Origin of the sequence: Burkholderia sp. Bp8998, assembly GCF_003854235.1 — a bacterium.
Taxonomy (GTDB): Bacteria; Pseudomonadota; Gammaproteobacteria; order Burkholderiales; family Burkholderiaceae; genus Burkholderia.
On the sequence record NZ_QTQF01000045.1, the window covers coordinates 39,039 to 62,983 of the forward strand.

At 65.9% G+C, this 23,945-nt stretch carries 21 protein-coding genes; 11 read left to right on the top strand and 10 right to left on the bottom strand.

Going from position 1 to position 23,945, the window contains the following annotated elements:
• Positions 1-10 precede the first annotated feature (10 nt).
• Positions 11-241, top strand: coding sequence for a hypothetical protein (locus DIE06_RS31870; RefSeq protein ID WP_124664838.1), 231 nt, complete (start codon positions 11-13; stop codon positions 239-241).
• A gap of 217 nt (positions 242-458) precedes the next feature.
• Here DIE06_RS31870 and DIE06_RS31875 read toward each other — a convergent pair whose 3' ends face one another.
• The 4 genes from DIE06_RS31875 to DIE06_RS31890 all read right to left on the bottom strand — a co-directional run bounded on the left by DIE06_RS31875 (position 459) and on the right by DIE06_RS31890 (position 3,851).
• Entirely contained in the window at positions 459-1,307 is an 849-nt protein-coding gene (locus DIE06_RS31875; protein WP_185733521.1) for an alpha/beta hydrolase family protein, read from the bottom strand.
• 146 nt (positions 1,308-1,453) lie between these two features.
• Positions 1,454-2,185 (bottom strand): alpha/beta fold hydrolase, encoded by a 732-nt coding sequence (locus tag DIE06_RS31880; RefSeq protein ID WP_124664840.1) that lies wholly within the window; start codon positions 2,183-2,185, stop codon positions 1,454-1,456.
• On the bottom strand, positions 2,182-2,988 hold the full coding sequence (locus DIE06_RS31885) for a DinB family protein (RefSeq protein ID WP_124664841.1): 807 nt from the start codon (positions 2,986-2,988) through the stop codon (positions 2,182-2,184). Before DIE06_RS31885 ends, DIE06_RS31880 begins: the two co-directional genes overlap by 4 nt.
• Before the next feature lie 92 nt (positions 2,989-3,080).
• Positions 3,081-3,851, bottom strand: a complete 771-nt coding sequence (locus tag DIE06_RS31890) for an alpha/beta hydrolase (RefSeq protein ID WP_124664842.1) — start codon at positions 3,849-3,851, stop codon at positions 3,081-3,083.
• A 180-nt stretch (positions 3,852-4,031) separates the two neighbouring features.
• Between DIE06_RS31890 and DIE06_RS31895 the strand changes: the two genes are divergently transcribed.
• Positions 4,032-4,628, top strand: a complete 597-nt coding sequence (locus DIE06_RS31895; protein ID WP_124664843.1) for a TetR/AcrR family transcriptional regulator — start codon at positions 4,032-4,034, stop codon at positions 4,626-4,628.
• A 68-nt stretch (positions 4,629-4,696) separates the two neighbouring features.
• Here the strand turns inward: DIE06_RS31895 and DIE06_RS31900 are convergent, their stop codons facing one another.
• From DIE06_RS31900 to DIE06_RS31910, 3 genes are all read right to left on the bottom strand, one after another.
• Positions 4,697-5,128 carry a YciI family protein gene (locus DIE06_RS31900; RefSeq protein ID WP_124664844.1) on the bottom strand — a complete coding sequence of 144 codons (432 nt, stop codon included), beginning with the start codon at positions 5,126-5,128 and terminating at the stop codon, positions 4,697-4,699.
• Positions 5,129-5,368: 240 nt separating this feature from the next.
• Complete coding sequence (locus DIE06_RS31905) at positions 5,369-5,815, bottom strand: YciI family protein (protein ID WP_124664845.1); 447 nt, start codon at positions 5,813-5,815, stop codon at positions 5,369-5,371.
• On the bottom strand, positions 5,800-6,084 hold the full coding sequence (locus DIE06_RS31910; RefSeq protein WP_124664846.1) for a hypothetical protein: 285 nt from the start codon (positions 6,082-6,084) through the stop codon (positions 5,800-5,802). Before DIE06_RS31910 ends, DIE06_RS31905 begins: the two co-directional genes overlap by 16 nt.
• Before the next feature lie 12 nt (positions 6,085-6,096).
• On the opposite strand from DIE06_RS31910, the gene DIE06_RS31915 reads away from it, so the two are divergent.
• The gene (locus tag DIE06_RS31915) at positions 6,097-6,327 is read left to right on the top strand and encodes a hypothetical protein (RefSeq protein ID WP_124664847.1); all 231 of its coding nucleotides are present in this window, start codon (positions 6,097-6,099) and stop codon (positions 6,325-6,327) included.
• 42 nt (positions 6,328-6,369) lie between these two features.
• On the opposite strand, the gene DIE06_RS31920 is transcribed toward DIE06_RS31915, so the two are convergent.
• The 3 genes from DIE06_RS31920 to DIE06_RS31930 form a co-directional block, all read right to left on the bottom strand.
• Complete coding sequence (locus DIE06_RS31920) at positions 6,370-7,071, bottom strand: MBL fold metallo-hydrolase (RefSeq protein ID WP_124664848.1); 702 nt, start codon at positions 7,069-7,071, stop codon at positions 6,370-6,372.
• A 148-nt stretch (positions 7,072-7,219) separates the two neighbouring features.
• Complete coding sequence (locus DIE06_RS31925; RefSeq protein WP_124615603.1) at positions 7,220-7,990, bottom strand: ABC transporter permease; 771 nt, start codon at positions 7,988-7,990, stop codon at positions 7,220-7,222.
• 5 nt (positions 7,991-7,995) lie between these two features.
• Positions 7,996-8,940: an ABC transporter ATP-binding protein gene (locus DIE06_RS31930; RefSeq protein ID WP_124664849.1), complete on the bottom strand. Its 945-nt coding sequence runs from the start codon at positions 8,938-8,940 to the stop codon at positions 7,996-7,998.
• An 851-nt stretch (positions 8,941-9,791) separates the two neighbouring features.
• Here DIE06_RS31930 and DIE06_RS31940 point away from each other — a divergent pair.
• From DIE06_RS31940 to DIE06_RS31975, 8 genes are all read left to right on the top strand, one after another.
• A complete protein-coding gene (locus tag DIE06_RS31940; RefSeq protein WP_124664851.1) occupies positions 9,792-11,405 on the top strand; it encodes a DUF2957 domain-containing protein in 1,614 nt (537 codons plus the stop codon).
• Between the two features lie 78 nt (positions 11,406-11,483).
• The gene (locus tag DIE06_RS31945) at positions 11,484-12,737 is read left to right on the top strand and encodes a DUF2957 domain-containing protein (RefSeq protein WP_124664852.1); all 1,254 of its coding nucleotides are present in this window, start codon (positions 11,484-11,486) and stop codon (positions 12,735-12,737) included.
• A 73-nt stretch (positions 12,738-12,810) separates the two neighbouring features.
• Positions 12,811-13,635 (top strand): OmpW family protein, encoded by an 825-nt coding sequence (locus tag DIE06_RS31950; protein ID WP_124615598.1) that lies wholly within the window; start codon positions 12,811-12,813, stop codon positions 13,633-13,635.
• A 123-nt stretch (positions 13,636-13,758) separates the two neighbouring features.
• Positions 13,759-14,262: an activator protein gene (locus DIE06_RS31955; RefSeq protein WP_124664853.1), complete on the top strand. Its 504-nt coding sequence runs from the start codon at positions 13,759-13,761 to the stop codon at positions 14,260-14,262.
• Positions 14,263-14,485: 223 nt separating this feature from the next.
• Entirely contained in the window at positions 14,486-15,562 is a 1,077-nt protein-coding gene (locus tag DIE06_RS31960; protein ID WP_124664854.1) for a hypothetical protein, read from the top strand.
• Between the two features lie 176 nt (positions 15,563-15,738).
• Positions 15,739-15,990, top strand: a complete 252-nt coding sequence (locus DIE06_RS31965; protein ID WP_124664858.1) for a PAAR domain-containing protein — start codon at positions 15,739-15,741, stop codon at positions 15,988-15,990.
• Positions 15,991-16,007: 17 nt separating this feature from the next.
• Positions 16,008-18,743 (top strand): type VI secretion system Vgr family protein, encoded by a 2,736-nt coding sequence (locus DIE06_RS31970; protein ID WP_124664855.1) that lies wholly within the window; start codon positions 16,008-16,010, stop codon positions 18,741-18,743.
• 65 nt (positions 18,744-18,808) lie between these two features.
• A complete protein-coding gene (locus DIE06_RS31975) occupies positions 18,809-23,419 on the top strand; it encodes an RHS repeat-associated core domain-containing protein (RefSeq protein ID WP_124664856.1) in 4,611 nt (1,536 codons plus the stop codon).
• The last annotated feature ends 526 nt before the right edge of the window (positions 23,420-23,945 follow it).

A 23,945-nucleotide genomic window follows, 5' to 3' on the forward strand; every position in this document is an offset into this window, starting at 1 on the left:
AGAAGTGTCGATGTCGACCCACATCTGTTCGCGGGAAGCCCGGGCCGCGCAACGCTTCGTCGAAGCGACGCGCAACGTCGACCAGGCGTTTCGCGCCGTGCGCGGCGAAAGCGACGACGACATCTCGTCGGCCGAATATGCACTGGCGATGTCGCGCCTCGATCGCGCACTCGACGAACTGGCGCGTGCGCAGGAATTCTTCGATCGCGTGGTGAGCGCCGACACGGCGCACGGCAACTGAATTCGCGGCTTCTGCGTTCGCTTCCGCCACCGTCGTCTTCCGTTTTTCGTGTTGATTCTTGCCGCGTCGCTCGACGCCCGGCACGTCAACGGACCGACGACGTACCAACGTGCCGGGCGATAGCGTCCGGCGTGTCAGTCACTGATCCTCCACGAACCCGCCATCGCTTCCGTCGCGCCATGCCGAGCGGATGGCGTACGACGCGGGTGTGCGGATCCTACGCGTAGCCGCCGTGCTGGAACGACGCCGCGAAGAACTGCATCTGGTAGCGGATCGCATGCGCCCAGTAGTCCCACGTGTGACCGCCTGGGCGCTCCGCATAGTCGTGCGGCACGCCGAGTGCGACGAGTCGTTGATGCAGCGTGCGGTTCGAGCCGACGAACGAGTCGTCGCGGCCGCAGTCGATCGTCAGGTCGAGATGCGCACGGACGAACGCGCGCGCGCTTTCGACGATCGCGTTGCGGTTCCAGAACGACGGATGGCGGCCGGGATCGCCGAACACGTGGTCGATGCCGGGCTCGTCCTCGCAGCAGCGCGGATCGACCGCGCCGCTGATGCTACCGACCGCGCCGAACGTGTCGGGCCGGTCGAGCGCGATGCGCAGCGCACCGAAGCCGCCCATGCTGAGCCCGGTGATCGCGCGTGCGCCCTTGGCCGAGATCGTTCTGAAATGGGTGTCGACGTAGGACACCACTTCGTCGCCGACGAAGGTTTCGTAGCGGCTGCCCGAGTCGAACGGGCTGTCGATGTACCAGCTTTCGTGTCCGCCGTCGGGCATCACCAGGATCACGTGATAGCGATCGGCCAGCGCGGCGATGCGCGTGTTCGCGGTCCAGTCGGTGTGGTCGCCGCCGGAACCGTGCAGCAGGTAGACGACCGGAAAGCGCTCGACGCCGCGTTCCGGGCCGTGGTGGAGGCGTGCATAGTCGTCCGGCAGCACGACCGTCGCCTTCAGCGTCTCGTTCATCGCCGCGCTCGGAATCGCGACGACCCGCGCCTGAAAGGCGAGGGCCGGGCCCGCGACGGCGAGCAGCAGCAGTAGCCAGAACGTGCGTACCAGGTTCATGGAGCCTCGCATGTGTCGTTTCCGTTCGGCGGTCGGGCATCGGGAAAACCCTGTTGGTCGACTCTAGCAACCGTGCCTTTCAGCCAAATTTCGGCGAATCCTACGAGTTGTCAGGTGGCCGGCGCGCGATCGGGCCGGCTTCGCGTTCAGCCGAGGCAGCGCGCCAGCGTCTCCCGGAATGCGGCGGGCCGCTCGGCCGGTATCAGGTGCCCGCAGCCGGCGATCGTTTCGAAGCCGGCGCAGCGCGCGAGCGCCCAGTCCGGCACATGCCAGCCCGCGCGCGAGCGATCGCCGGCGACGAGCCACACCGGATGGCGCTCGAAAACTTCGGCCAGCAGCTGCAGATAGCCGGGTTCGCCCGTCGTCGCGACGACCGAGCGTCCCATCGCGCGCAGCGTCGACGCCGGCTGATGCGCGAGCCAGCGGCGCGCGTCGTCGAGCTGGCGCGGTGACGGTTCGTCGATCGCGCCGCGCAGCCAGCCGGATGGATCGCTGCGCAGGCCGTCGAGCATCGCGTCGGCCTGCGCGGGCGACATGCGGCCGACCGACGCCGACCAGAATGCGTCGTCGAGCGTGAAGTTGCCTTCTACGTTGACGATCCGGCGCACGCGCGCCGGGTGGGCATGGGCGAACAGCATCGCGATCGCGCCGCCGACCGAGTGACCGACGAGATCGACCGGCTGCGCGCCGTAGTGCGTGTCGACGGCCTGCCGCAGATGCTCGACCTGCGCGGCGAGCGTGATCGCGTCGAACGGCGTGTCGCGATGGACGCCGTAGCCGAGCAGGTCGGGGGCGAGATGCGGGCCGGGCCATGCGGGCACGTCGAACGCGCCGATGAAACCGTGGACGAAGACGACGGGCGGGGCGGGCGGGTTCATTGGGCGGTCGACGACGGAATGGGCGGCAATTCGAGTTCGGCGAGCAGTTCGTCGAGTTCGAGCACGTGGGTGCGATCGTGGTCGAGCAGTTCGCGCACGAGTTCGTCGAGCGACATCCGGCGGATGCCGTCGCGCAGCCCGCAGCGCGCCAGTTCCGACGGTTGCAGCGCGGTGGCCGTCGCGCACAGTGCGGCGCGCCCGGTGCGGAACGCGGCAAGCGCGTCGTCGAGCGGCTGTGCCACGTAGTCGCGCTGCACGGCGAGTGCCGTCCCGTCGACGGAGGCGATCACCGGCAGTTCGTGCGCGCGCACGACCGCGATGCGTTCGGCGAACACCGCGTCGAGGTCGCGCAGGTGGCATGCATGCTCGACGAGCGAGAAGCCCGTGCCGGCCGGGCGGCGCGTGACGAGCATGGCGGGAAAGTGCGCGGCATACGCGGCGATCCGCGCAGGCATCGCGGCCAGCTCGGCGACGACGTCGGCGAACGGCAGCACCTGCGGAAATGCGCTGAATACCGCGCCGTAGCTGAACAGCGCGCCGCCGATCCGGCCGCGCGCCTGCACGACGTCATGCCCGTGGCGGCGCATCACGTCGGCGACCATCGCGCCGCAGAACTGCCGGGCCGTCGTATCGGCTTCGATTTCGGGGAATTTGTGCGCGATTTCGTGCTGGATTGCGCCGATCGCGGCGACGCCGACACGCGACAGCGCCGCGAATTCGACATAGCGCTCAGGCCGCGCGATCAGCGCTTCGAGTTGCGCGCCGAGCGGCGTCGCGCGAAAACGGTCGAAACGGGAATGCATGATGGAAAGCGTTTGTCGGCCCAGTAACGTATCAAAACGATACGTTACTGGGCCGACAGCGTCAACCGGGGCGCCTCGGGCAACGCGCTGCATTACTCCGTGCCGGTGCCCCGGGCCGCCTGTTCGATCAGCTTCGCGACTTCAGCGGGATGCGAGATGTAGGCGACGTGGCTCGACTTGAGTTCGATCGTCTTGCTGCCGGCGCGTTGCGTCATGAAGCGTTCGAGCTCGGGGTTGATCGCGCGGTCCGCGGTGGCGACCACCGCCCAGCTCTGTTTCGTCCGCCATGCGGCGTGCGTGATCGGCACGCCGAACGACTGCGCGGCCGGCGTGACTTGCGAGATCGCCATGAATTTCGCTTGGGCGGCCGGCACGTCGGCCGCGAAGTCGGCATGGAACGACGCTTCGTCGAAATACAGATGGCCGTCTTCGGTAGCCTTGATCGCCTTTGTCGCGGGCGGCATCTTCTTGGTCAGTTCGAGCGGGCTTTCGCCGGTGTCGGGCTGGAATGCTGCGACGTAGACGAGGCCCGCGACCTTGTCGTCGTTGCCGGCTTCGGTGATCACCGCGCCGCCGTAGCTATGGCCGACGAGGATGCTCGGGCCGTCCTGCGCGTCGACGACGCGCCGGGTTGCCTTCACGTCGTCGTCGAACGACGTTTCCGGCTGTTGCACGACGGAAACCTTGTAGCCGTCACGTGTCAGGATGTTCGAGACGGCTTGCCAGCCCGAGCCGTCGGCGAAGTAGCCATGAACCAGCACGACGTTCTTGACGGGGGCGGCGACGGCCGCATGCGAGCCGAGTGCGGCGGCGGTCAGGGCAAGTGCCGCGGCGATCTGGCCGACTTGGGAAAAACGCTTCATTTTCATTCTCCAGAGGGAAGACAGGGTAGGAACCGTCGGATATCGACAGGCGTCTTGTTCCGTCGATGAAGTCATCCTACTAGTAGGTAGGGTGATATGCAAGAAGAAATCGTGGCTGGAAAAGAGTATCTCAAGGGGGTAAACTATTCATGTTTTTCATCCGACTAGATGGTAGGAAAAATGACGGTATCGGGGGACAGTACGGCGGGCCGCATACTCGAAGCCGGGCGGCAACTGATCATGCGGCGCGGCTACAGCGGGTTCAGTTATGCCGACATCGCCGACGCGATCGACATCAGGAAGGCGAGCATTCACCACCACTTTCCGACGAAGGCGGATCTGGCGGTCGCCGTGCTGCAGCAGTCGCAGGCGAAATTCGATGCCGACATGGCGTTGCTCGACGCGAGCGGTGCCGACGCGCTGGTGCAGATGCGCGCATACATCGGCTACTGGGAACGCTGCATCGCGGACGACAGCGCGCCGTTCTGCGTCGCCGGCATGCTCGGCGCGGAGTTGCCGGCGCTGCCCGACGAAGTCGCGCGGGCGGTGACGGCGCATTTCGACGACCTTGCGGCGTGGCTGGTGCGCGTGCTCGACACAGGGGTGAAAGACGGCGTCGTGCAGCCGGGCGTGTCGGTGCAGACCGAGGCCGCGACGTTCGTGTCGCTGGTCTATGGCGCGATGCTTGCCGCGCGGGCGTACGGCAATGCCGGGATGTTCAGGGACGTGACCGCTGGGGCGGTCGAGCGGCTCGCGGTGCCGCGCAATCGCGCGTGAGCCGTGCACGCGTCGGCGGGTAGCGAAGGCGCCCGGCGGTCATGTGGAGTCGCCTGACGCCGCACGGCTTACGTGCGCTTCCCGGCCTCGGCTTGCGCGCTCAGTGTCGCTTTCAGCGCCTGCAGTTCGGCCGTGAATGCCGGGCTGAAATCCTCGGCTTCGAACTGCGGGCGGATTTCGATGTCGGAGTCGCCGGGCATCGGATTCGGGCAGCGCTTCACCCATTCAACCGCTTCTTCCATTGATTTCACCTGCCACAGCCAGAAGCCGGCGACGAGCTCCTTCGTTTCGGTGAACGGGCCGTCGATGACGGTGCGGTTCTTGCCGGCAAAGTGGACGCGCTTGCCACGCATGCTCGGCTGCGACCCGTCGGCGGCCAGCAGGATGCCGGCCTTCGCCAGCTCCTCGTTGAAGCGGCCCATCGCGGCGATCATTTCAGGGTCGGGCATCCGGCCGGATTCGGAATCGGCGGTGGCCTTGACGATTACCGGGACGCGCATGGTCGCATCTCCTTGGGGTGGGTGGTCGGATGGTCGTCCGCCGGAAGGCGAACGCGGCTTACGACTTCAGGACGGCCGGCAACCAGGGAAATCGACAACGGAGGTGAAAAAAAGCGCCGAGGGGCAGGCTGGAACGGCGGGTGGCGCGGTGCCGGGGCGCGATCGACCCGAGACTTTCCGGGCGGGCCGCCGCGCACGACTGCGAGGCGGCCTGCCCGGCGGGCAGGTCAGTGCGATCCGTCAGTTCCCGGCCGGCGGCGCCTTCGGGCCGTCGCCGAGTTGCGCGCGCAGCCGCGCTTCCTGTTCCTGCAGCTCCGGCGTGAAGGCCTCGCCGAAATCCTCGGGCGAGAAGATCTGGCGGATCTCGATGTCCGATTCGGTCGGCATCGGGTTCGGGCAGCGCTTCACCCATTCGACGGCTTCTTCCATCGAATTCACCTGCCACAGCCAGTAGCCGGCGATGAGTTCCTTGGTTTCGGCGAACGGCCCGTCGATGACGGTCCGGTCCTTGCCGGAGAAGTGCACGCGCTTGCCGCGCGAACTCGGGTGCAGACCTTCGCCGGCGAGCATCACGCCGGCCTTCACGAGTGCCTCGTTGTACTGGCCCATCGCGGCCAGCAGTGCGGTATCGGGCATCGCGCCCGATTCGGAAGAGGCCGTTGCCTTGACGATCACCATGACGCGCATTGTTGCTGCTCCTTGAAAGGGAAAGGGGGAGTCCACAATCGGCCGGCCGTACGGACGGCAAATCGATCGGCTACGACACTACGACGCGTGACGATCGCGCGAATCGACATCGCGCGCAAAAAATGTCGACGACCGACGACGGGGCGGACGGCAGCCACGGCCTGGCGCGGCAAGTCGCGCAAGACGACCGATTCCGGTGCAGATCGATCGTGCGGCGGCGCGCCGGTGCCGCGGGTCAAAACTGGTATGCTGATCAGCAATACGTTCATGTGGAGGGCGCCATGGCAACGAAGGAAGTCTCGAAGAAAAAGTACCTGAAGATTCTGAACAAGCGCCTGCGGGCCGAACCGGATGCACCGGCCGGCGCGTCGTTCGTGTTCTTTCCGCTCGGTGCGAAGGCCAAGCATGCGACGGGCGTCGTGGCCGGCGAGCCGCGCAGCAAGCGCGAACTCGCGGTGATGGCCGCGATCCAGAGCAAGGCGTCCGCTGAATTCGTCGTGACCGGCGTCTGAAGGGCGACGGGCGGCCGGCGGCCGCACGCGGCAGCGCGTGCGTTACGCCGCGGCCGCCTCGCAATGAGCGATCACACTGGCGATCACGCGCGGAATGTCGTGCGTGATCGCCGGGCCATGCATCGGCAGGATGATGTCGAGATCGAGCGCCTGGATGCGGCGCAGCGCGCTCGCCAGGTGCGCGAGCGACGGCAGGTAGTCCGAGCGCGTGATCGCGTCGAGGATCGCCGGCAGCGGGTCGTCGGTCTCGTCCCTGCCGAAGCGCATCAGGATGTCCGACGACAGCAGTGCCTTGTACGCCGGCAGATACACGACGAGCGCATCCCACTGATGCACGTGTTTCGTGAAGACCGGCACGACGTCGATGCCCGACAGCGTCGCCGGCTCGCCGTCCTTCAACGGAATCGCGCGCACGCCGAACACGTCGGCGAGCCCCCATGTACACATCGGATGTCCGTACGCGACGAGCGCCGGGTTGGCCGCGAGGAAGTCGGGCAGCGCGCCCATTTCGTCGGCCTCGAAGTGCGGGACGATCACGCTGCTGACCATCGACGGCGCGATGCCGACGGTGTCGAGCGCCGCGCTCAGTTGCGTGAAATTGGAACGGGTGCCCGTTTCGACGCACAGCACGTCGCCGTGCGGCGATCGTACGAAGAACTGGCTGAAGCTCAGGTTTAGCGTGTCGACGTAGGAGGTGGCGCGAAACAGGCCGCCGCTGACGACGTCGATTCGGGAGGCGCTCATCGGGGATCCTCGCGCAGGGAAGGGGGAGCCGCGCCGTTTGCCGCACCGCGGGTTGCGGTGCGGCAAACGGCAGCAGTCGATCTTCCGATCCAGTCTAGCAGCGCTGCCCCGGATCCGCGAACCGGGGTGACCCCGCGGCCGAGCCGCGTCAGTTCTTCAGCTTGTAGCCGGTGCGGAATATCCACGCGACGATCGCGAGCAGGATCGCGAGGAACAGCGAGGTCGCCGCGAGGCTGATCCCCACGTGCACGTCGGCCAGCCCGTAGAACGACCAGCGGAAGCCGCTGATGAGATAGACGATCGGGTTGAACAGTGTGACGATGCGCCACGCGGGCGGCAGCATGTCGACCGAATAGAAGCTGCCGCCGAGGAACGTGAGCGGCGTGATGATCAGGAGCGGCACGAGCTGCAGCTTCTCGAAGCTGTCGGCCCAGATGCCGATCACGAAGCCGAACAGGCTGAAGGTGATCGACGTCAGCACGAGGAACAGCACCATCCAGAACGGATGCAGGATGTGCAGCGGCACGAACAGGCCGGCCGTCGCCAGGATGATGAGCCCGAGCAGCAATGACTTCGACGCGGCCGCACCCACGTATGCGATCACGATCTCCCAGTACGACACGGGCGCGGACAATATCTCGTAGATCGTGCCCGTGAAGCGCGGGAAGTAGATGCCGAACGACGCGTTCGAGATGCTCTGCGACAGCAGCGACAGCATCACGAGGCCCGGCACGATGAACGACCCGTAGCCGATCCCGTTCACGTCGCTGATGCGCGAGCCGATCGCCGAGCCGAACACGACGAAGTACAGCGACGTGGAGATCACCGGCGCGATGATGCTCTGCATCAGCGTGCGGCGCGTGCGGGCCATTTCGGCGCGGTAGATCGCGCGGATGCCGTGGAAATTCCAGTTCGCCATGTGCGTTACGCCCCTTGTGCGCCGTTGCGGCGGTTGTCGATCAGGCTGACGAAGATATCCTCGAGCGAGCTCTGCGTCGTATGCAGGTCGCGAAAGCCGATGCCGGCCGAACCGAGCGCGTTGATCAGCTTCGCGATGCTCGCGTCGTCGCGCTGCGAGTCGTAGGTGTAGACGAGCGCGGCGCCGTCGTCCGCGCGTTCGAGCCCGAACGCGGCGAGATCGGCCGGCACGTTCGCGAGCGGATGCTCGAGCTGCACGGTCAGCTGCTTCTTGCCGAGCTTGCGCATCAGCTCGCGCTTCTCTTCGACGAGCACGAGCTCGCCGCCGAGGATGATGCCGATCCGGTCGGCCATCTCCTCGGCTTCCTCGATGTAGTGCGTGGTCAGCAGGATCGTCACGCCGCTTTCGCGCAGCGAGTCGACCAGCTTCCACATGTCGCGGCGCAGTTCGACGTCGACGCCGGCCGTCGGCTCGTCGAGGAACAGGATGCGCGGCTCGTGCGACAGCGCCTTCGCGATCATCACGCGGCGCTTCATGCCGCCCGACAGCGTCATCAGCTTGTTGTCGCGCTTGTCCCACAGCGACAGCGCCTTCAGCGTCTTCTCGATGTGCGCGGGATCGGGCGCCTTGCCGAACAGGCCGCGGCTGAACGACACGGTCGCCCAGACGGTTTCGAACGCGTCGGTCGTCAGTTCCTGCGGCACGAGGCCGATCATTTCGCGAGCGGCGCGGTAATGATCGCGGATGTCGTGGCCGCCGACCGTCACGCGGCCTTCGGTCGGCGTGACGATGCCGCAGATCGAGCCGATCAGCGTGGTCTTGCCCGCGCCGTTCGGCCCGAGCAGCGCGAAGATCTCGCCGGGGCGGATGTCGAGGGTCACGTGCTTCAGCGCCTGGAAGCCGGACGCGTAAGTCTTGGAGAGGTCGGAGACGGAAAGGATCGGTTGCATGCTCACGGATGGCACGGCCGGTCGGTTCGACGCTGCGCGCCGCGCGTGCCCGGTGCGGCCGCGGCGGAGCGGCCGGTGTCGGGGGCGGCATGGCGAACGGGCGTCATGTCGAACGGCGTTGTGGTGCGGGATCGCAGGACCGCCATATTAGCAATCGGAAGATGGAAATGCATTGCGACGGCAAGGACATGCGATGCCGGTGCGGGATTTGCGGGAAATGCTTGGGCGTCATTCAACAATGCGGTGCTTTATTTGAATCGAGCGAACAATGTGCGTCGTTCTCGTTCGATCGGACTGCGATCGCGCGTGCGTTGTGCAGCCCGAGTATTTGTCTGAGCAAATAAATTGAAGGCTGTTTGAAAAATTGTCAAACATCCTGCTCGCACTTGGATCGCGCGGTTCGGCGCGTTTGGAACTCTGCATCCATTTACTTGTGCGTATCGTCCGATCATAGTCTCGACAAACGACGCATCACGATAACGAATCAAGCGTACGTATGGAGACCACACCATGAGAGTCCTATCCGAGGGGCCAGCCGGACTGCCGTTTTCCTGCTTTTCGCCGGATGCGGGCGCGACGCGAGTCGCATGCCTGCATCATCGCATCGCGTTGTCGTTGTAGCGACGCACCCCATTCCGTTTCGAATTCCCCGATGGCGCCCTGCCGCATGACGGCGCCGCCGGATAGCGCTTGCCTGCCGCGGCGGTCCTGATCGCATCTGCCTGACCGGCAACGCGGCGCGCATGGCGCGCATCGTCATGCGCCGCGCGCGGTCGCGACGGCGCGATACCAACCGGCGGGCCATGCAGCCCGTCCGGGCGAGACTTGTCGTACCTCAAAAGGAGGGGTTGATGATTTGCATTCCTGAATGGCGGAAGGCGATCCTGTCGTGCGCCGTGCTGGCGCTGCCGTTCGTCGCCGGTTGCGGCGGCGGCGACGATCCGGGCCCGATCAACGTGCCGCAGTGCTCGGGCAGCGCATGCGGGCCGAGCGGCGCCGAAACGACGCCGCCCGTCGTGACGAAGCTGTGTCCGGATTCGCTCGACTACACGACGACCTACACGGGCGGTTCCGGCAGCGGCGAATACGTGAAGGTGAAGTTCGACACGACGAAGCTCACCTACCAGATGCAGTTCATCGAGTCGTCGGTGCCGACGTCGGCGGGGCAGGTCAACAACACGCGTGCGGGCCTGACGATCAGCGGCGCGTTCCATCATCCGACCAACCTGCCGACGGCCGAGCAGAACCGCTGCGCGTTCGTGCTCGACAGCGGCGCGACGAGCGACGGCGCGTATGCGGTGACGATCAATCGCGCGGACCCGCCGATGCTGTTCGTCGGCAACGGGGTCGTCGGCGGCGGGATTCCGGGCGCCACGATCGCGTTCAAGGGGCTCGAACCGTTCCCCGGCTTCGTGCTTGGCGTGGTGCCGTCACGCACGTTCGATTTCTATCCGTTCATCGGCTTTACCGAAACGGAAACCGACTTCACGAAGGTCGCGGGCAACTACAACGAAGTCGGCATTCACCTGTCGCCCGTCGGCGGTACCGCGCAGGATGCGAACGGTGCCGTCGGCTGGGAGCCGGACGTCGTCAACTGGAACCAGACGTTCAATGCGGACGGGTCGTGCACGATCACGCCAGGCAGCGACTACTCATGCCAGACGACCGGTTCGCCGTGGACCCTGCGCAAGAACGCCGACGGATCGGCCGACAACGTGTTCGTGAGCAATGCGGCGGCGAACCAGTTCGGCACGATCGTGTATCCGGTTGCCGGACCGGCGCCGGGCATCGTGATCCTGACGCCGAGCCAGGCGAAGGGCATCATGATCGTCGGCAAGCTGAACGGCGTGCGGGTGCCGATCGTGATTCGTGTCGGCTACACCCATGTCGACGAGAGCAATGCACTCGCATCGGTCGCCGATGCCGAAGTCGGGATCTCGATGCTGTCGTCGACCACCGCGATCGCCGCGAATTCCCTGAAGGGCGGCTATATCGGCGCGACCAGCGCGTCGGCGTGCGGCGTCGTGACGTCCACCGGCGTCGGGAACTCCATCGCGCTGCCGGGCCCGAGCTTCAATCCGAACATCCCGCATCCGGATCTGCCCGGCACGTTCAACGGCACGTTCTTCATGCCGGAAGCGGGCAGCTGCAACGACGGCACCGCCGTGTCGACGATGGCCGCGAACTACACGTCGACGCTGTTCCAGGGCGCCACCGCGGCGTTCATCGATCCGCAGACGTCGTCGGTCACGTCGCGGTTCGCGCTCGACTACACGCAGGCCACACCCGGCAAGATCAAGGTCACGGTCTCGCAGGACTTCAACGCGAAGGGGGCGAACGGCAACGTCGCGATCTTCGGCAAGGGCGACACGGGCTGGCTGGTGACGGCCGGGAACATCTACGCGATGGTCGTCAACAACAACAAGGTCAACCCGTTCTTCACGGTCGGCGCGTTCGTCCAGTAACGGCGGACTGAACACGGAACACGGAACACGGGCGGCGCACGCGTCGCCGCCGGCGAATCGAAATTCAAGAGGATTCCTATGAATGTGAAGAATTGGATGGCCGCGGCGTCGCTCGCGCCCGTGCTGGTCGCCTGCGGCGGCGACGGCGACCCGCCGCCCGCGCCGGTGGTCCGGCTGTGCCCGCAGACCATCGACTACAACACGGTGTTCATCGGCGGCTCCGGCTCGGGCGAACTCGTGAAGGTGCAGCTCGACACGACGAAGATGACGTACCGCATGACCTACCTCGCGTCGCCGGTGCCGACGACCACCGGCACCGTCCAGCCGACGCGCGACACGGCGCCGGCCAACGTCGTCGACGGCACGCTGGCCGACGAGACGGGCCTGCCGACGGTGAAGCTGAACCAGTGCACGTTCCGGATGCAGAACGCGAGCCTCGACCCGAGCCGGCCGGCGCGCCTGTTCCTCGGCGAAGGCGTGCTGGGCGGCGCGATTCCGGGCGCGACGATCCAGTTCGACGGCGTGATCGGCGTCGGCAGGATTCCGAAGACGACGTTCCCTTACTACCCGTTCATCAGCTTCTCGTCGCTCGAAACCGATCTGTCGAAGATCGCCGGCACGTACAACCAGCTCGGCTACCACCAGGTGCCGTCGCAGAGCTTCCAGCCGGTGGCGCTCGACCGGCAGGTGACGATCCATGCGGACGGCAGCTACGTCGAGACCGACAACTTCGGGAAGAAGAACGGCGGCCAGCCGCTGGCGTCGAGCGCGACCGTGAACCAGCCGTTCACGCTGCGTGCCGATGCGCCGGCGTTCCAGTCGCTGAACTACCAGCCGCAGATTCCGCCGACGCTTGCCGCACTCGATCCGGCGAAGGCCGGCAAGGGAATCATGATCGTCGGCAAGCTGCGCAACCAGCTCGTGCCGATCTTCATCCGCACCGGTGCCGCGAACGCAGACCTCACGCAGGGCCCGCCGAGCGCGGACGACGAATCGGGCATCTCGTTCCTGAGCCCGCGAACGGCGATCGCGCCGGGCTCGCAGAACGGCGAGTACACGGGCGTCGACAGCGCATTCAACTATCGCGCGACCGCACTGGTCGGCGCGCAGGCCACGCTGCTCGATCCGTTCAACGCGTCGCAGGCCGCGCTCACGCGTGCGCTGAACCTCGATTACACGCAGCAGGTGCCGGGCGTCGTGACGACCGTGCATGCGGATGCGGCGTCAGGGCCGGCGACCGGCAAGTTCGTGTTCACCGGCGGCGTGTTCGGGTTCCTCGACATGGCCGATACGAGCAGTCCGTACTTCACGGTCGGCGCGTTCGTGCAGTGACCGCGCATGGATGGAGACACGGTGGCGTCGCGCGCGGCAGCGCGGCGCCCGGACAGAACGAGGGGGAGACTCAATGAAGAAGCTGATTGTCGCGGGGGTCGTCGCGGGCGTGTCGACACTCGCATCGGCCCAGCAGGCGGGCGACAACGTCGCGACGCTGGGCTGGCTGCACATCATGCCGCAGGACTCGACCAACGGGCTGACGACGAATCTCGCCAGCATGCCGATCAACGGGCCGCTGCGGCTGCCCGGATCGTTCACGTCGCCGGGCACGAGCCTGACGGTCAACAACGCCGATACGGTCGGCCTCACGCTCACGCACTTCTTCACCGACCACATCGCGGTGACGTCGGTGCTCGGCGTGCCGCCCGAGTTCACGCTGACCGGGCACGGCGTGATCCGGCCGCCCGGCCCGGCCGGCTCGCTCGGCAGCGTCGACATGGACAACCCGTCGAACCAGCCGGCCGTGAAGAATGCGCGGCAGTGGAGCCCGACGATCATCCTGCAGTACTACTTCAATGCGCCGACCGCGAAGTTCCGTCCATTCGTCGGGATCGGCGTGGCCTACAGCTGGTTCAGCAACATCGAACTGAACGGCAACTTCGCGAAGGACATCAACGAGAACCTCGGCAGCGTGCTCGCGGCCGGCGCCGGCAAGCCGGGGCCGACGTCGGTGGAGGGCAAGGCGTCGTCGTCGTTCACGCCGGTCTACAACGTCGGCGCGAGCTATGCGATCGACAAGCATTGGGGGCTTACGGCGACGCTGACCTACATGCCGCTGAAGACCTATTCGTCGCTCGTGATCAAGGCCGCCGACGGGTCGACGCTCGCGACCACGCGCACGCGGCTGAAGGCGGACCCGCTGATCACGTTCGTCGGGATTTCCTACAAGTTCTGAGCCGTCCGGCGCGCAGCACGCGCGCCGGCGGCTTCCTGCGACCGGGCGGCCGGGTCACGCCGGCCGGGGTGTCGCGTTCCTGGCGGCGTGCCGCCATCTGTGAAGAGAGAGGGGGCAGTTCAAATGAGCATTCGCAAAATCGTATCGCTTGTGGCTGCAGTGGCATTCACCGCGGTGTCGGCCGCGCCTGCTTACGCCGTGAGCGTGTCGCGCGCCGACGGTCAGGCCATGAATCCGAACGGGGAGCCGTTCTCCGCGACGGGCCTCACGGTCCTGGCCAAGGGGGCGATCAACGCGAGCTGCAACGCGACGTTCAACGGCACGATCAGCTCGACCGGCATCGTCAACATCACGTCGACGACGTTCGCGGGCGGCGCGACGTGCGGCCTGATCAGCGGCAGCGCGACCAGCGCGGCGCCGTGGACGGGGCAGGCCGACAGCACGACGCAGCTGTCGATCAACAACGCGAAGGTGACCGTGACGCTGCTCGGCACCTGCGGGCCGAGCAAGGTCGTGACGACGTGGAGCGATCCGAACTCGTCGCTGACGTTCAACAATGCGGTGCTGACGCCGGACTGTACGGTCAGCGGCACGGTCGCCACGTCGCCGAAGTTCCACGTGCAGTAAGCGTCGCGTGATCGAGGCCGGACGCCTGCCTTGGACGAGGGCCGTGCAGGGATGCGCGGCGGGCGTTCCGGTTTCGCGATGCATGTGCGTCGTCGCGCGTATCGGTGCGACGACCGGCTCGCCGCCTGCTTCGCGATCCGACGCGGGCGGCCATGCAGGGGGCCGGTGCGACGCACCGTGCCGCCTGCTTCGGCCGACACCAAACAACCATTCCGGACCCCCCATGCTCACCGACCCAGCGAAGTATGGCGATGCCCGCGGTGCGACGCCTGACCGGCTGCGCACGGCCGCGTGGCTGCAGTACCTGATCGAACACCTGGACGAAGCGGCTTGCGTGGCGACGGACGATGCCGGCGCAATGGCCGTCCTGCCGTCGCGCATGGCGCGCGTGCGAGCCGGCGTGAACCTGTCGCACGACGCGACCGCCGTCCTGCACGAACTCGCGCCGTGGATTGCAACGGACGGCGGCGGGTGCGCGTGCGATGCGAGCGATCCGCTCGGCGCATGCACGCACGTTCCCGACGCGCGGCAGCTCGCGCACGGCGAGCGACGCTGCCGGGGATCGCGCGCGGTATTCGAGTCGGCGCACGGATTCGTCGATGCGTGGGCCTTCGACGATCCCGACGACGGCTGGGCCGCGCTCGAGCGGATTGCCGTCGGCGTCGCACCCGGCGGCGATGAGGCCGACGAACCCGAAGGACGAGAACAATCCGCGAACGGCGAAGCGCCGCCCGCGAAGAACCTGAGAGAACGACGCGCGGCCGTCGCGGCGGCCTGCGTGGAGCCGTCGGCCCGGCCCGGGGCGATCATCGACGCGATCGTGCTGCGCGTCTGCGGGCCGCGCGACGATGCCGCGCGCATTGACGAGATGGCCGCGCTCGCGATGTTCGGCGCGGCGCTTGCAGCCGGCAAGGGGATGTCCTTCGCCGCGTACGGCGGTCAGCACAATCTCGTTGCGCGCGCGATTCGCGAACGGCGCGCCGATCTCGCGTCGGTGGACGGTCTGCTCGCGGCGGTGTCCGTGTGCCGGCTCGACCGGCTCGTCGGCGCGGGCAGTTTCTGGGCGTATTACCTGCTGGCGGGTATCGTGATCTCCGCGCCGGACAGGGTGCGCGAATTCGCGCGCCGCTTTCACGGCGACGCATGGGGGAGGTGGCTCGATGAAGTGCTCGCATGGCCGGCGGTCGGCCGTTTCGGGCGGAAGGAGGATGTCGCGTTCGAGCATTTGCGCGGCGCGATGAGCCTGACGTCGCGATCGAATCCGATCGTGCGGGCGAAACGCGTGAGGCCGAGGGGGTGAAGCAAGCATGGTCGGAGTTGTCTGAATCTGCGTGTTAGGGCTCGTATAAGTACTACAGCCTTCGCGATTGATTGATTCAATGGGCTGAAAAACTTGGAAATCAATCTCAAAAATTGCGTGTCGATTTGAAGTTAGGTACAAGAGAAAAATTTCATTTCTCTTGCGAGGTAGACGTCATGCGAGACGCACGGGGTCGCGACATGGTCCGTCTTGGCGACGTGACCGACCATGGCGGCAAGGTCATCGAAGCGAACGATGAACTGAAGCACCTTGGGATCGCCGTATCGCTGGACGGCCACGGCGTGATCTGCCCGAAATGCGGTGGTGTTTTCCCGCTGCTGGCGAGCGGCCCGCGTACGCACCGGGGCCGGCGCGTGGGTTATCACGGCGACAAGACCGGTTGCGGTGCGACCGTGGTCGGCGCATGAGAGACGGGAGATTGGGTATGCCGACACTCGATCAAGCCCGCACGCTGTCGATTTCGGGGGCGGCACTGCCGACCTACGGCATTGACGCTCTGCCGGTGTTTGCGCCGGTGCGGCTGCAGGGCACCGAGACGATCGGCCGTCTCGACGCATGCCGCTATGTCGTCACGCTGCGCACGGACTACGCATTCGCGTTCTCGCCGAGCGTGACGGCCAATCTCGACCTGGACAAGATCGTCGGCACCGAGGTGACTGTGTCGATCCAGCTCGAAGGCAAAGGGCGGTTTATTCCTGGTCTCGCGGGCAATGCCGGACGCGGGAATGTTGGCGCGGGCACGCGGGAGATCACGGCGCTGGTTACCGAGGCGCGCGTCGCGGGCGAGGACCGCCACTCGATCCTGTACGAACTCGAATTGCGGCCGTGGCTGTACCGCGCGATGCTCACGCAGGACAGCCGGATCTTCCAGGACATGAGCGTCGTGGAGATCACGGGCGCGGTGCTCGCGAAGTACCCGTATCCCGTCGACAAGCGGCTGGCCGGCGCGTTCCGCGGCCGCTACCCGAAGCGTGACGTGCAGCGCCAGGCGTTCGAGACCGACTGGGCATTCCTGCAGCGGCTGTGGGAGGAGTGGGGCATCTGGTGGTGGATCGACCACGAAGGCGGCCACCAGCGCCTCGTGCTGTGCGACACGACAGGCGGCTACCATCCGCACGGCGCGGCGTACGAGACGGTGCGCTACCTGTCGCCGGACGGCAAGCGGATCGACGAGGAGCACATCCACGCGCTGTCGGTGACGAGCCGGCTGACGTCCGGCAGCGTGACGGTGGTGGATTACGACTACACGCGGCCGCGTGCCGATCTCACCATTACCGAGGAGAACCCGCGCGAGACCACGAGCGCGAATGGCGAGATCTACGACTGGGGGGACTACAGCCAGCCGCTGGCGGGTGCGTCCGGCCTCACGGGAGAACCCAACCATACCGAGCAGGAAGCACGGCATCTCGCACGCGTGCAACTCGAGGCGAAGCGCTGCGCGGGATTGCGCGCCAACGGTCGGGGTAATCTCCGCGGGCTGACGGTTGGCCGCACCTTCACATTGACGGGCTACCCGCAGCAGGCGGCGAATCGCGAATATGTGGTGGTGTCGTGTGCGCTCGACATCGAGGAGGTGGGGGATCGCTCGGGCGCAGGGCAGGCGTATCGGTGCGAAGCGCAGTTCGAGTTGCTGCCTGCGAACGAGCCGTTCCGGCTCGAACGCAGTGTACGGAAACCCCAGCTCAGCGGCCCCGAGATGGCGATCGTCGTAGGGCCAGCCGGACAAGAAGTCTGGACCGACCGCTATGGCCGAGTAAAGGTTCAATTCAAGTGGGACCGACAAGGTAAGTTGGATGAGCACGCGGGCATCTGGTTGCGCGTGCTGTCGCCGTGGCAGGGCGTCGACATGGGCGCGATGTTCCTGCCTCGGATCGGCCATGAAGTGGCGGTGATGCACTACTACGGCGATCCCGACCTGCCGGTGGTCGCAGGCAGCCAGGTGAACGCGTTTCGGCAACCGGCGCTGGAGCAGCCGGCGAACCAGGCGGTCGCGGTGCTGCGCGGTCGCGAGTTTCATGGCACGGCATCCGGTCATGTCGCGATCGACGATACACAGGGGCAGATTCAAACGCAGATTGCGAGCGACGCAGGCAACTCGGCGCTGGCGCTGGGGAACATCCGGCGCATCGTGAGGAAGACGGGCCGGGCGGACGCGCGCGGAAGGGGATTCGATCTGCGTACCGATTACTGGGGCGTGGTGCGCGCGCTGATGGGGCTGTTCGTCTCGACCGATGGCCAACCGAACGCTGCGGGCCAGGCGAAGGAGGCCACGGCGGCGGTGGGTCGGCTGACGCGGGCGCGCGAGCTGCAGGAAAGCCTGTCTGGTCTCGCGCAGCAGCACGAGGCACAGCAGCGCGACGCGGATCAGAGCGAGGTTGCGAAGGCGATCAAGGCGCGCAACGACGCGATTCGGGGCCACGCGCCGGCGGGCGAGAACGACTTCCCCGAGTTGAAGGAGCCGGATCTGGTGCTGGCGAGCGCGGCGGGCGTCAGCGTGGCGGCCGCGCGTAGCGCGCACGTGGCGAGCAACGAGGACGTTGCGGTGACGAGCGGCCGGCACGTGGCGCTCGCCGTGGGTCAATCGTTGTTCGCGAGCGTGTCGAACGCGTTCTCGCTGTTCGTGCACAAGGCCGGGATGGCGCTGGTCGCGGCCGCGGGCAAGGTGCGCATCGAAGCGCAGGCCGACGGCATCGACCTGAAAGCCAGGCAATCGATTCGCGTGATGAGTACCGCGGACAGCATCCAGCTCCATGCGGCCAGGGAAATCGTACTCCACGCCGGCAGTACGCAAGTGCGCATCAGCGACCAGGGCTACACGGTGCACACGGCAGGCGAGCACACGATCCATGCGGGCAGCCATCAGACGGACGGACCGCAGGGGAAAGGCGGGGGCTTCCCGCCCTTCCCGAAGTCCGGGCCGGGCCAGCTCGAAGTGTTGCGTCATTACGTGACGGATTCGCCGGTCGAGAAAAGCACCTTCACGGTCATCGATAGCCAGGGTGCCAGGCACAGCGGCACGCTCGATGCGGCGGGCCGAGCGCTGGTGAGTGGTTTGGCCCCGGGGGCGGCCCAGGTGACGTACGAACGTGATCCGCATGACTCGTGGGCCATGTCCGGCTATCTCAAGCCACCCCGGTGGCAGCCCGAAGGCATGGCCTGATCCGAGCCGCCGTAGCCGCGCGTGCCTGCCGGTTTCCGAACACGAAGCACAACACCAAGAACGACATGGCCAATCCATCGCAACCCCTTCCTTCCGTCGATATGGCGATCGTGCCGCTCGACCGCGTTCACGTCGCGGATCTCGAGGCTGGCGCGGCAGGCTTCGACAGCTGGCTGCAGTCGGTCAGCGGCGGATACGTGACCCTTGGCCGCATCAAGGAAGTGTCGGGCGCGCTGCCGGTGCTGGGCAATATCATCGCGGCCGTCGACGTATGTGGCGACATCTCGAAGCTGATCCGGAATCGCAGCATCCAACCCCGCTCGAAGGCCGAGGAAATCGAGCGAATGCTGGACTGGGCGAATCTGGCGATCAATCTGATCGGCGTGATGCCGATCCCGCCCGCGACGGCCGCCGCGCGCATGTCATTGCGCCCGACGTTGGCGCTGGTGCGGCAGAAGGTCAGGCAGGGCACGAAGGATCTGGCCACGGCATCGGTGACGGTCATCGCGGGACACTTCACGGCGACGTTGATGGGGGATCTCGAGCCGTTCGTCGTGGAGGCGAAGAACCGGCTCACTGAACTACTGAACGAAGCGGGCAAGGAGGCCGAGAAGCGCCTGACACAGTTGGCGAACGGGCTCGATGCGTTGGCGTCGGGACGCTTGACCGATCCCAGCGAGAATCTGGCCTCTGCCCGGCAGAAGGTGGCGCGCGTGTCGGCCAGCGCGCTGCTGCACGACCCGACCGAAACACTGGACGACCTGTTTGGCGCGGTGTGGGACGTGTACAAGGCCGGCATGAACGCCGAAGCGAACGTGCTCGTATCGCTGACGCCGGCGCAAGCCAGGGCGGCGATTCGCGGGCTGGCCGCCGATATCCGCACGAGCATTCCGGAGGTCAAGCGTCGAATTCACGGCTTGTCCGGCGAAGACGTCGGCACGGTGATGTACCTGCTCAATATCCTGATTCGCGCGATTCAGGTGAAGCGCCATGCCTTCGCGACGATCGACAGCCACCGGTCGAATCAGGCGAAGCGCAAGGAAGGCGGGCAACAGATCACGAGCATCTCCGGCGAGGCAAACGCGCGCAAGCCCGGTCCGGGCTGCAGATGCGAGACCGGCCAGCCACCTGCGCGGGTGGGGGGTGCGATCGGGCTGGCGCTCGGGGACGAATCGTTCACGCACACCGATTTCGTGCTGCCGGGCGTCGTGCCGATCGAATGGATGCGCACCTATCGCTCGAACTTCGGGGCCCATGACGAGCAGGGGCCGCTCGGTCCGCGCTGGACATCGCCGTATCACGTCACGTTCGAGACGCACGGCGACGCGTTCGTCTATCACGATGCGTCGGGGCGCAGCATCGAATATCCGGCGCTGGCCTCGGGCCAGCCGCATCACGACCCGGTCGAGTCGTGCACGATCACGCGCGAGTCGGTCGATCGGCTCCGGGTCGTGCGCGACGAAACGTTGATCGAGACCTACGAGCGATGCGGCACCCGCTTCGTTCTCGCGAAGATCCAGGATCGCTCCGGCAATGCGGTGGCGCTGACGTGGGCGAACGGCCTTCTCGCAACGATCGACGCGGCTGGAACCACAGTGACAGTGACGCACGATGCGGCCGGTCGCATCACGCGCGTCACGCGGGTCGACGATGCGGGGGCGGTGATCCGCACGCTTGCACGCTATTGCTACGACGAAGCCGGCGATCTGGTGGAAGCAGCTGACGAGAACGACGCGTCGTGGAGCTATACCTATTCGAACCACCTTGTCACGCGCTACACCGACCGGACCGGGCGCGGGATGAACCTCGAATGGGACGGCACGCACCTGGACGCGAAGGCGGTGCGCGAATGGGCGGACGACGGCACATTCGATACGCGGCTGACGTGGCACGACCGGTTGCGATTGACCTTCGTCACGGATGCGATGGGCCATACGACGCAGCAGTACTACGACATCGATGGCTACGTGTACCGGATCGTGTATCCGGACCAGACCGAAGAATGGTTCTTTCGCGACGCCGCCAAGCACGTGACGCGTCACGTGTTCGCGGACGGCACCGAGGAATCGTTCACGTGGGACGACGCAGGGCATTTGACGTCGCATATACGGCAGGACGGACGCACTGCGTATTACGTCTACGACCGCGGCGGCGACATGATCGGCTTGCAGGACCCGGAAGGTCATCGCTGGCAGCGGTACTACGACAGCAAGGGGCGTGTGACGGAGGCGACCGATCCGCTCGGGCGGGTGACGAAATACGAGTACGACCGCGCAGGCTTGCCGATCGCGATCACGGACCCGAAGGGCGGGACAAGGCGAATTGCGTGGCGCGACGACGGGCAGATCGAAAGCTACACGGACTGCTCGGGCAAGACCGCGACGTGGAAATACGACGCGCGCGGACGGCTCATCCAGCAGCAGAGCCCGGCGGGCGAGGCGACGCGGTATGGCTACGAGGCCGGTCATCTTGCGTGGATCGGGCATCCGGACGGCGGTCGCGAGACGTTCGAGCGCGATGCCGAGGGCCGGCTGCTGACCCATATCGATGCGCTGAACCGGTCAACGCGCTACAGCTACACGCGCGCCGGCCTGCTGGCGCGGCGGATCAATGCCAACGGCGATGCACTGGAGTACGGCTGGGATCGGCAGGGACGGATCGCACTGCTGCGCAACGAGAATGGACGCGAGTACCGGTTCGACTACGACAACGTCGGGCGTCGTGTCAGCGAAACGGACTTTGACGAACGCGTGACGCAGTATTTCCGTCATGCAGGCAGCGGAGTCGTGACGAATCGCCTGTATGGCGACGTCATGCAGGCGTTCGAATACGACCCGATGGGGCGGCTTGCACAACGTCAGGGCTGGCCGGCGCAGTTTACCGACAGGGGGCAGGTGTTCCTGAAGCCGCAGGGCGAGGTGAAGGTCGAGCGCGAGTCGTTCCAGTACGACGGGCTCGGCAGACTGCTGCAGGCGAAGAATGGCCAGTCGACCGTTCGACGCTTTTACGACCCGGTCGGCGACCTTGAGTGCGAAGCGCTGAGCCTGGCGGTCGAGCGCGAACGCTACGAGTTCGTATGGCGGCACGAGTACGACGAGGTAGGCGCGCGGATTGCCACCACGCGTCCGGATGGCCGCCGGCTCGACTGGCTGACGTATGGATCGGGGCACGTGCACGGACTCGTGCTCGACGGCAGGAGCATCGCGAACTTCGAGCGGGACGACGCGCACCGCGAGACGCTGCGCGAACTGGGCAACGGGCTGAAGCAGGCGACGCAGTACGACGAAGCGGGCCGGCTTGCGCGGCAGACGCTGCAGGGCACGGGCGGCAAGGTGGCGGAGCGCCGCTACCAGTACGACGCGGCGAGTCAACTGACGCAGATTGCGGATATGCGGCGCGGCGAGATTCAGTACACGTACGATCCAGTCGGCCGGCTCACGCGTGCGCAGTCGTCGCTGGGCGTTGAGACGTTCGCGTTCGATCCGGCAAGCAATATCGTGGAGGCGACGGAGCGAGACGCGCACGGGATTGGCGCGCTCGGCGGGAAGCCGGCGGCGCCGCTGCTCGACAATTTGCTGAAGGACTATGCCGGCACGCACTACACGTACGACAAGCAAGGGAACCTGACGGCGCGCACGCGCAATGGCGAGCGCACGGTGTTCGGGTGGAACAGCCTGGGCCGGATGGCGACGGCGGAGAACCGGCACATGGAGGCGCAGTATGTGTACGACGCGCTGGGCCGGCGCATCGCGAAGCTGACGGAGCCACAGGTGCCGCATCTGATGAACGCGGGCAGCGGCTGGCGGGATGCGGAGCGGCGCCGGCTGAAGCAGGAGCACGGCTACGGGTTGACGTTGTACGGGTGGGACGGCGATACGCTGGCGTACGAGACGTCGTGGGACAAACGCGAGACGACGCATTATGTGTACGAACCGGGGAGCTTCGCGCCGCTGTTGCGGGTGACGGGGCCGGCCGTGCTGGGGGATGGGGAGAACGAAGCACCGGATCGCACGTCGCTGGCGTACTACCATTGTGATCAGATCGGCACGCCGCAGGAGTTGACGGACGAGGCGGGTGAACTGGCGTGGTCGGCGCGTTACCAGGCGTGGGGTGAAGCGCGGGAGGTGATCGGTGAGGCGGCGCGCAAGGCGGGGATCGCGAATCCTCTGCGGTTTGCGGGGCAGTATTGGGATCGTGAGACGGGGCTGCATTACAACCGGCATCGGTATTACGATCCGCAATGTGGGAGATTCATCAGCAAGGACCCGATTGGGTTGGCTGGCGGTCTGAATGCCTATCAATACGCGCCGAATCCAGTGCAGTGGGTTGATCCGTTGGGGCTTTCTGCGGCATCCGATCTACCTCGGGTGAAAGGACGAAGTGCGCCACGTGTAGGATCGGTGCTGAATGATGCGGGCTTTGCCAAAACGAAAGACAATGGCGTGAACGAGACTTGGAAGCATGCGGACGGATCAGAGGTCCGGGTTCATAAATACGGAAACAAGTGCCCTTGTCCTTATAGATCGGGAAATAACGCGCATGTCCACAAGGAAGATCCCGCTGGGAATCAACTTAATGATCGTGGACTTGTATCACTAGATCCAAATGAAACGCACATTGGTATCCGTAACCCTGCTGATCTGCCAGCCGTTCGCGGGAGGCCGCACGGATCATGAGCTACGAATATAGATTGGTGTTTGACGACGCTGCTTCAGCGCAGCTTGTCATCGATTCACTGAAGTCGAGTGACGCCTGTGTCAAAGCGCAAGCTCAGGAAGTCTGCCTGAAGGACAGGGACCTACAGACGTTGGCTGAATATGATGCTAGGTTGACCAAAGAGAGTGATCGAGCGCTATGGTTGGAAGTTAATTTTAGATCGCCTAATTTGTACAATTTAGTGCAAGGAGCATTGAGCAGCAGGGTTGTTAGATGCTTCGAAGATGGGGATTGGGACGATGAAGTAACACTGAAGGAGGCGTTTCGCATCAAGTCCAGTAACTAACACCAAGGGCCGCAGTTGCGGCCCTTGGTGTTATCGGGTTTGGCGGCAATCGGGGCAGATGGCGATCTGCCGAGAGGCGGAATTAATGATGTGGTCGAAATCCAGGCCACGCTCCCCGCCTAGGGAATGTCTGCAAAACCTTCGCGTGACGGCGGCATGTGAGACAGTAGCGGCATGAAACAGATCAGCCTTGTTGGAAC

Excerpts from the sequence above, each read along its gene's own strand:
- DIE06_RS31870 (WP_124664838.1), top strand. The coding sequence starts at position 11 with ATGTCGACCCACATCTGTTCGCGGGAAGCCCGGGCCGCGCAACGCTTC.
- DIE06_RS31875 (WP_185733521.1), bottom strand. The coding sequence starts at position 1,307 with ATGAACCTGGTACGCACGTTCTGGCTACTGCTGCTGCTCGCCGTCGCG.
- DIE06_RS31880 (WP_124664840.1), bottom strand. The coding sequence starts at position 2,185 with ATGAACCCGCCCGCCCCGCCCGTCGTCTTCGTCCACGGTTTCATCGGC.
- DIE06_RS31885 (WP_124664841.1), bottom strand. The coding sequence starts at position 2,988 with ATGCATTCCCGTTTCGACCGTTTTCGCGCGACGCCGCTCGGCGCGCAA.
- DIE06_RS31890 (WP_124664842.1), bottom strand. The coding sequence starts at position 3,851 with ATGAAGCGTTTTTCCCAAGTCGGCCAGATCGCCGCGGCACTTGCCCTG.
- DIE06_RS31895 (WP_124664843.1), top strand. The coding sequence starts at position 4,032 with ATGACGGTATCGGGGGACAGTACGGCGGGCCGCATACTCGAAGCCGGG.
- DIE06_RS31900 (WP_124664844.1), bottom strand. The coding sequence starts at position 5,128 with ATGCGCGTCCCGGTAATCGTCAAGGCCACCGCCGATTCCGAATCCGGC.
- DIE06_RS31905 (WP_124664845.1), bottom strand. The coding sequence starts at position 5,815 with ATGCGCGTCATGGTGATCGTCAAGGCAACGGCCTCTTCCGAATCGGGC.
- DIE06_RS31910 (WP_124664846.1), bottom strand. The coding sequence starts at position 6,084 with ATGAACGTATTGCTGATCAGCATACCAGTTTTGACCCGCGGCACCGGC.
- DIE06_RS31915 (WP_124664847.1), top strand. The coding sequence starts at position 6,097 with ATGGCAACGAAGGAAGTCTCGAAGAAAAAGTACCTGAAGATTCTGAAC.
- DIE06_RS31920 (WP_124664848.1), bottom strand. The coding sequence starts at position 7,071 with ATGAGCGCCTCCCGAATCGACGTCGTCAGCGGCGGCCTGTTTCGCGCC.
- DIE06_RS31925 (WP_124615603.1), bottom strand. The coding sequence starts at position 7,990 with ATGGCGAACTGGAATTTCCACGGCATCCGCGCGATCTACCGCGCCGAA.
- DIE06_RS31930 (WP_124664849.1), bottom strand. The coding sequence starts at position 8,940 with ATGCAACCGATCCTTTCCGTCTCCGACCTCTCCAAGACTTACGCGTCC.
- DIE06_RS31940 (WP_124664851.1), top strand. The coding sequence starts at position 9,792 with ATGATTTGCATTCCTGAATGGCGGAAGGCGATCCTGTCGTGCGCCGTG.
- DIE06_RS31945 (WP_124664852.1), top strand. The coding sequence starts at position 11,484 with ATGAATGTGAAGAATTGGATGGCCGCGGCGTCGCTCGCGCCCGTGCTG.
- DIE06_RS31950 (WP_124615598.1), top strand. The coding sequence starts at position 12,811 with ATGAAGAAGCTGATTGTCGCGGGGGTCGTCGCGGGCGTGTCGACACTC.
- DIE06_RS31955 (WP_124664853.1), top strand. The coding sequence starts at position 13,759 with ATGAGCATTCGCAAAATCGTATCGCTTGTGGCTGCAGTGGCATTCACC.
- DIE06_RS31960 (WP_124664854.1), top strand. The coding sequence starts at position 14,486 with ATGCTCACCGACCCAGCGAAGTATGGCGATGCCCGCGGTGCGACGCCT.
- DIE06_RS31965 (WP_124664858.1), top strand. The coding sequence starts at position 15,739 with ATGCGAGACGCACGGGGTCGCGACATGGTCCGTCTTGGCGACGTGACC.
- DIE06_RS31970 (WP_124664855.1), top strand. The coding sequence starts at position 16,008 with ATGCCGACACTCGATCAAGCCCGCACGCTGTCGATTTCGGGGGCGGCA.
- DIE06_RS31975 (WP_124664856.1), top strand. The coding sequence starts at position 18,809 with ATGGCCAATCCATCGCAACCCCTTCCTTCCGTCGATATGGCGATCGTG.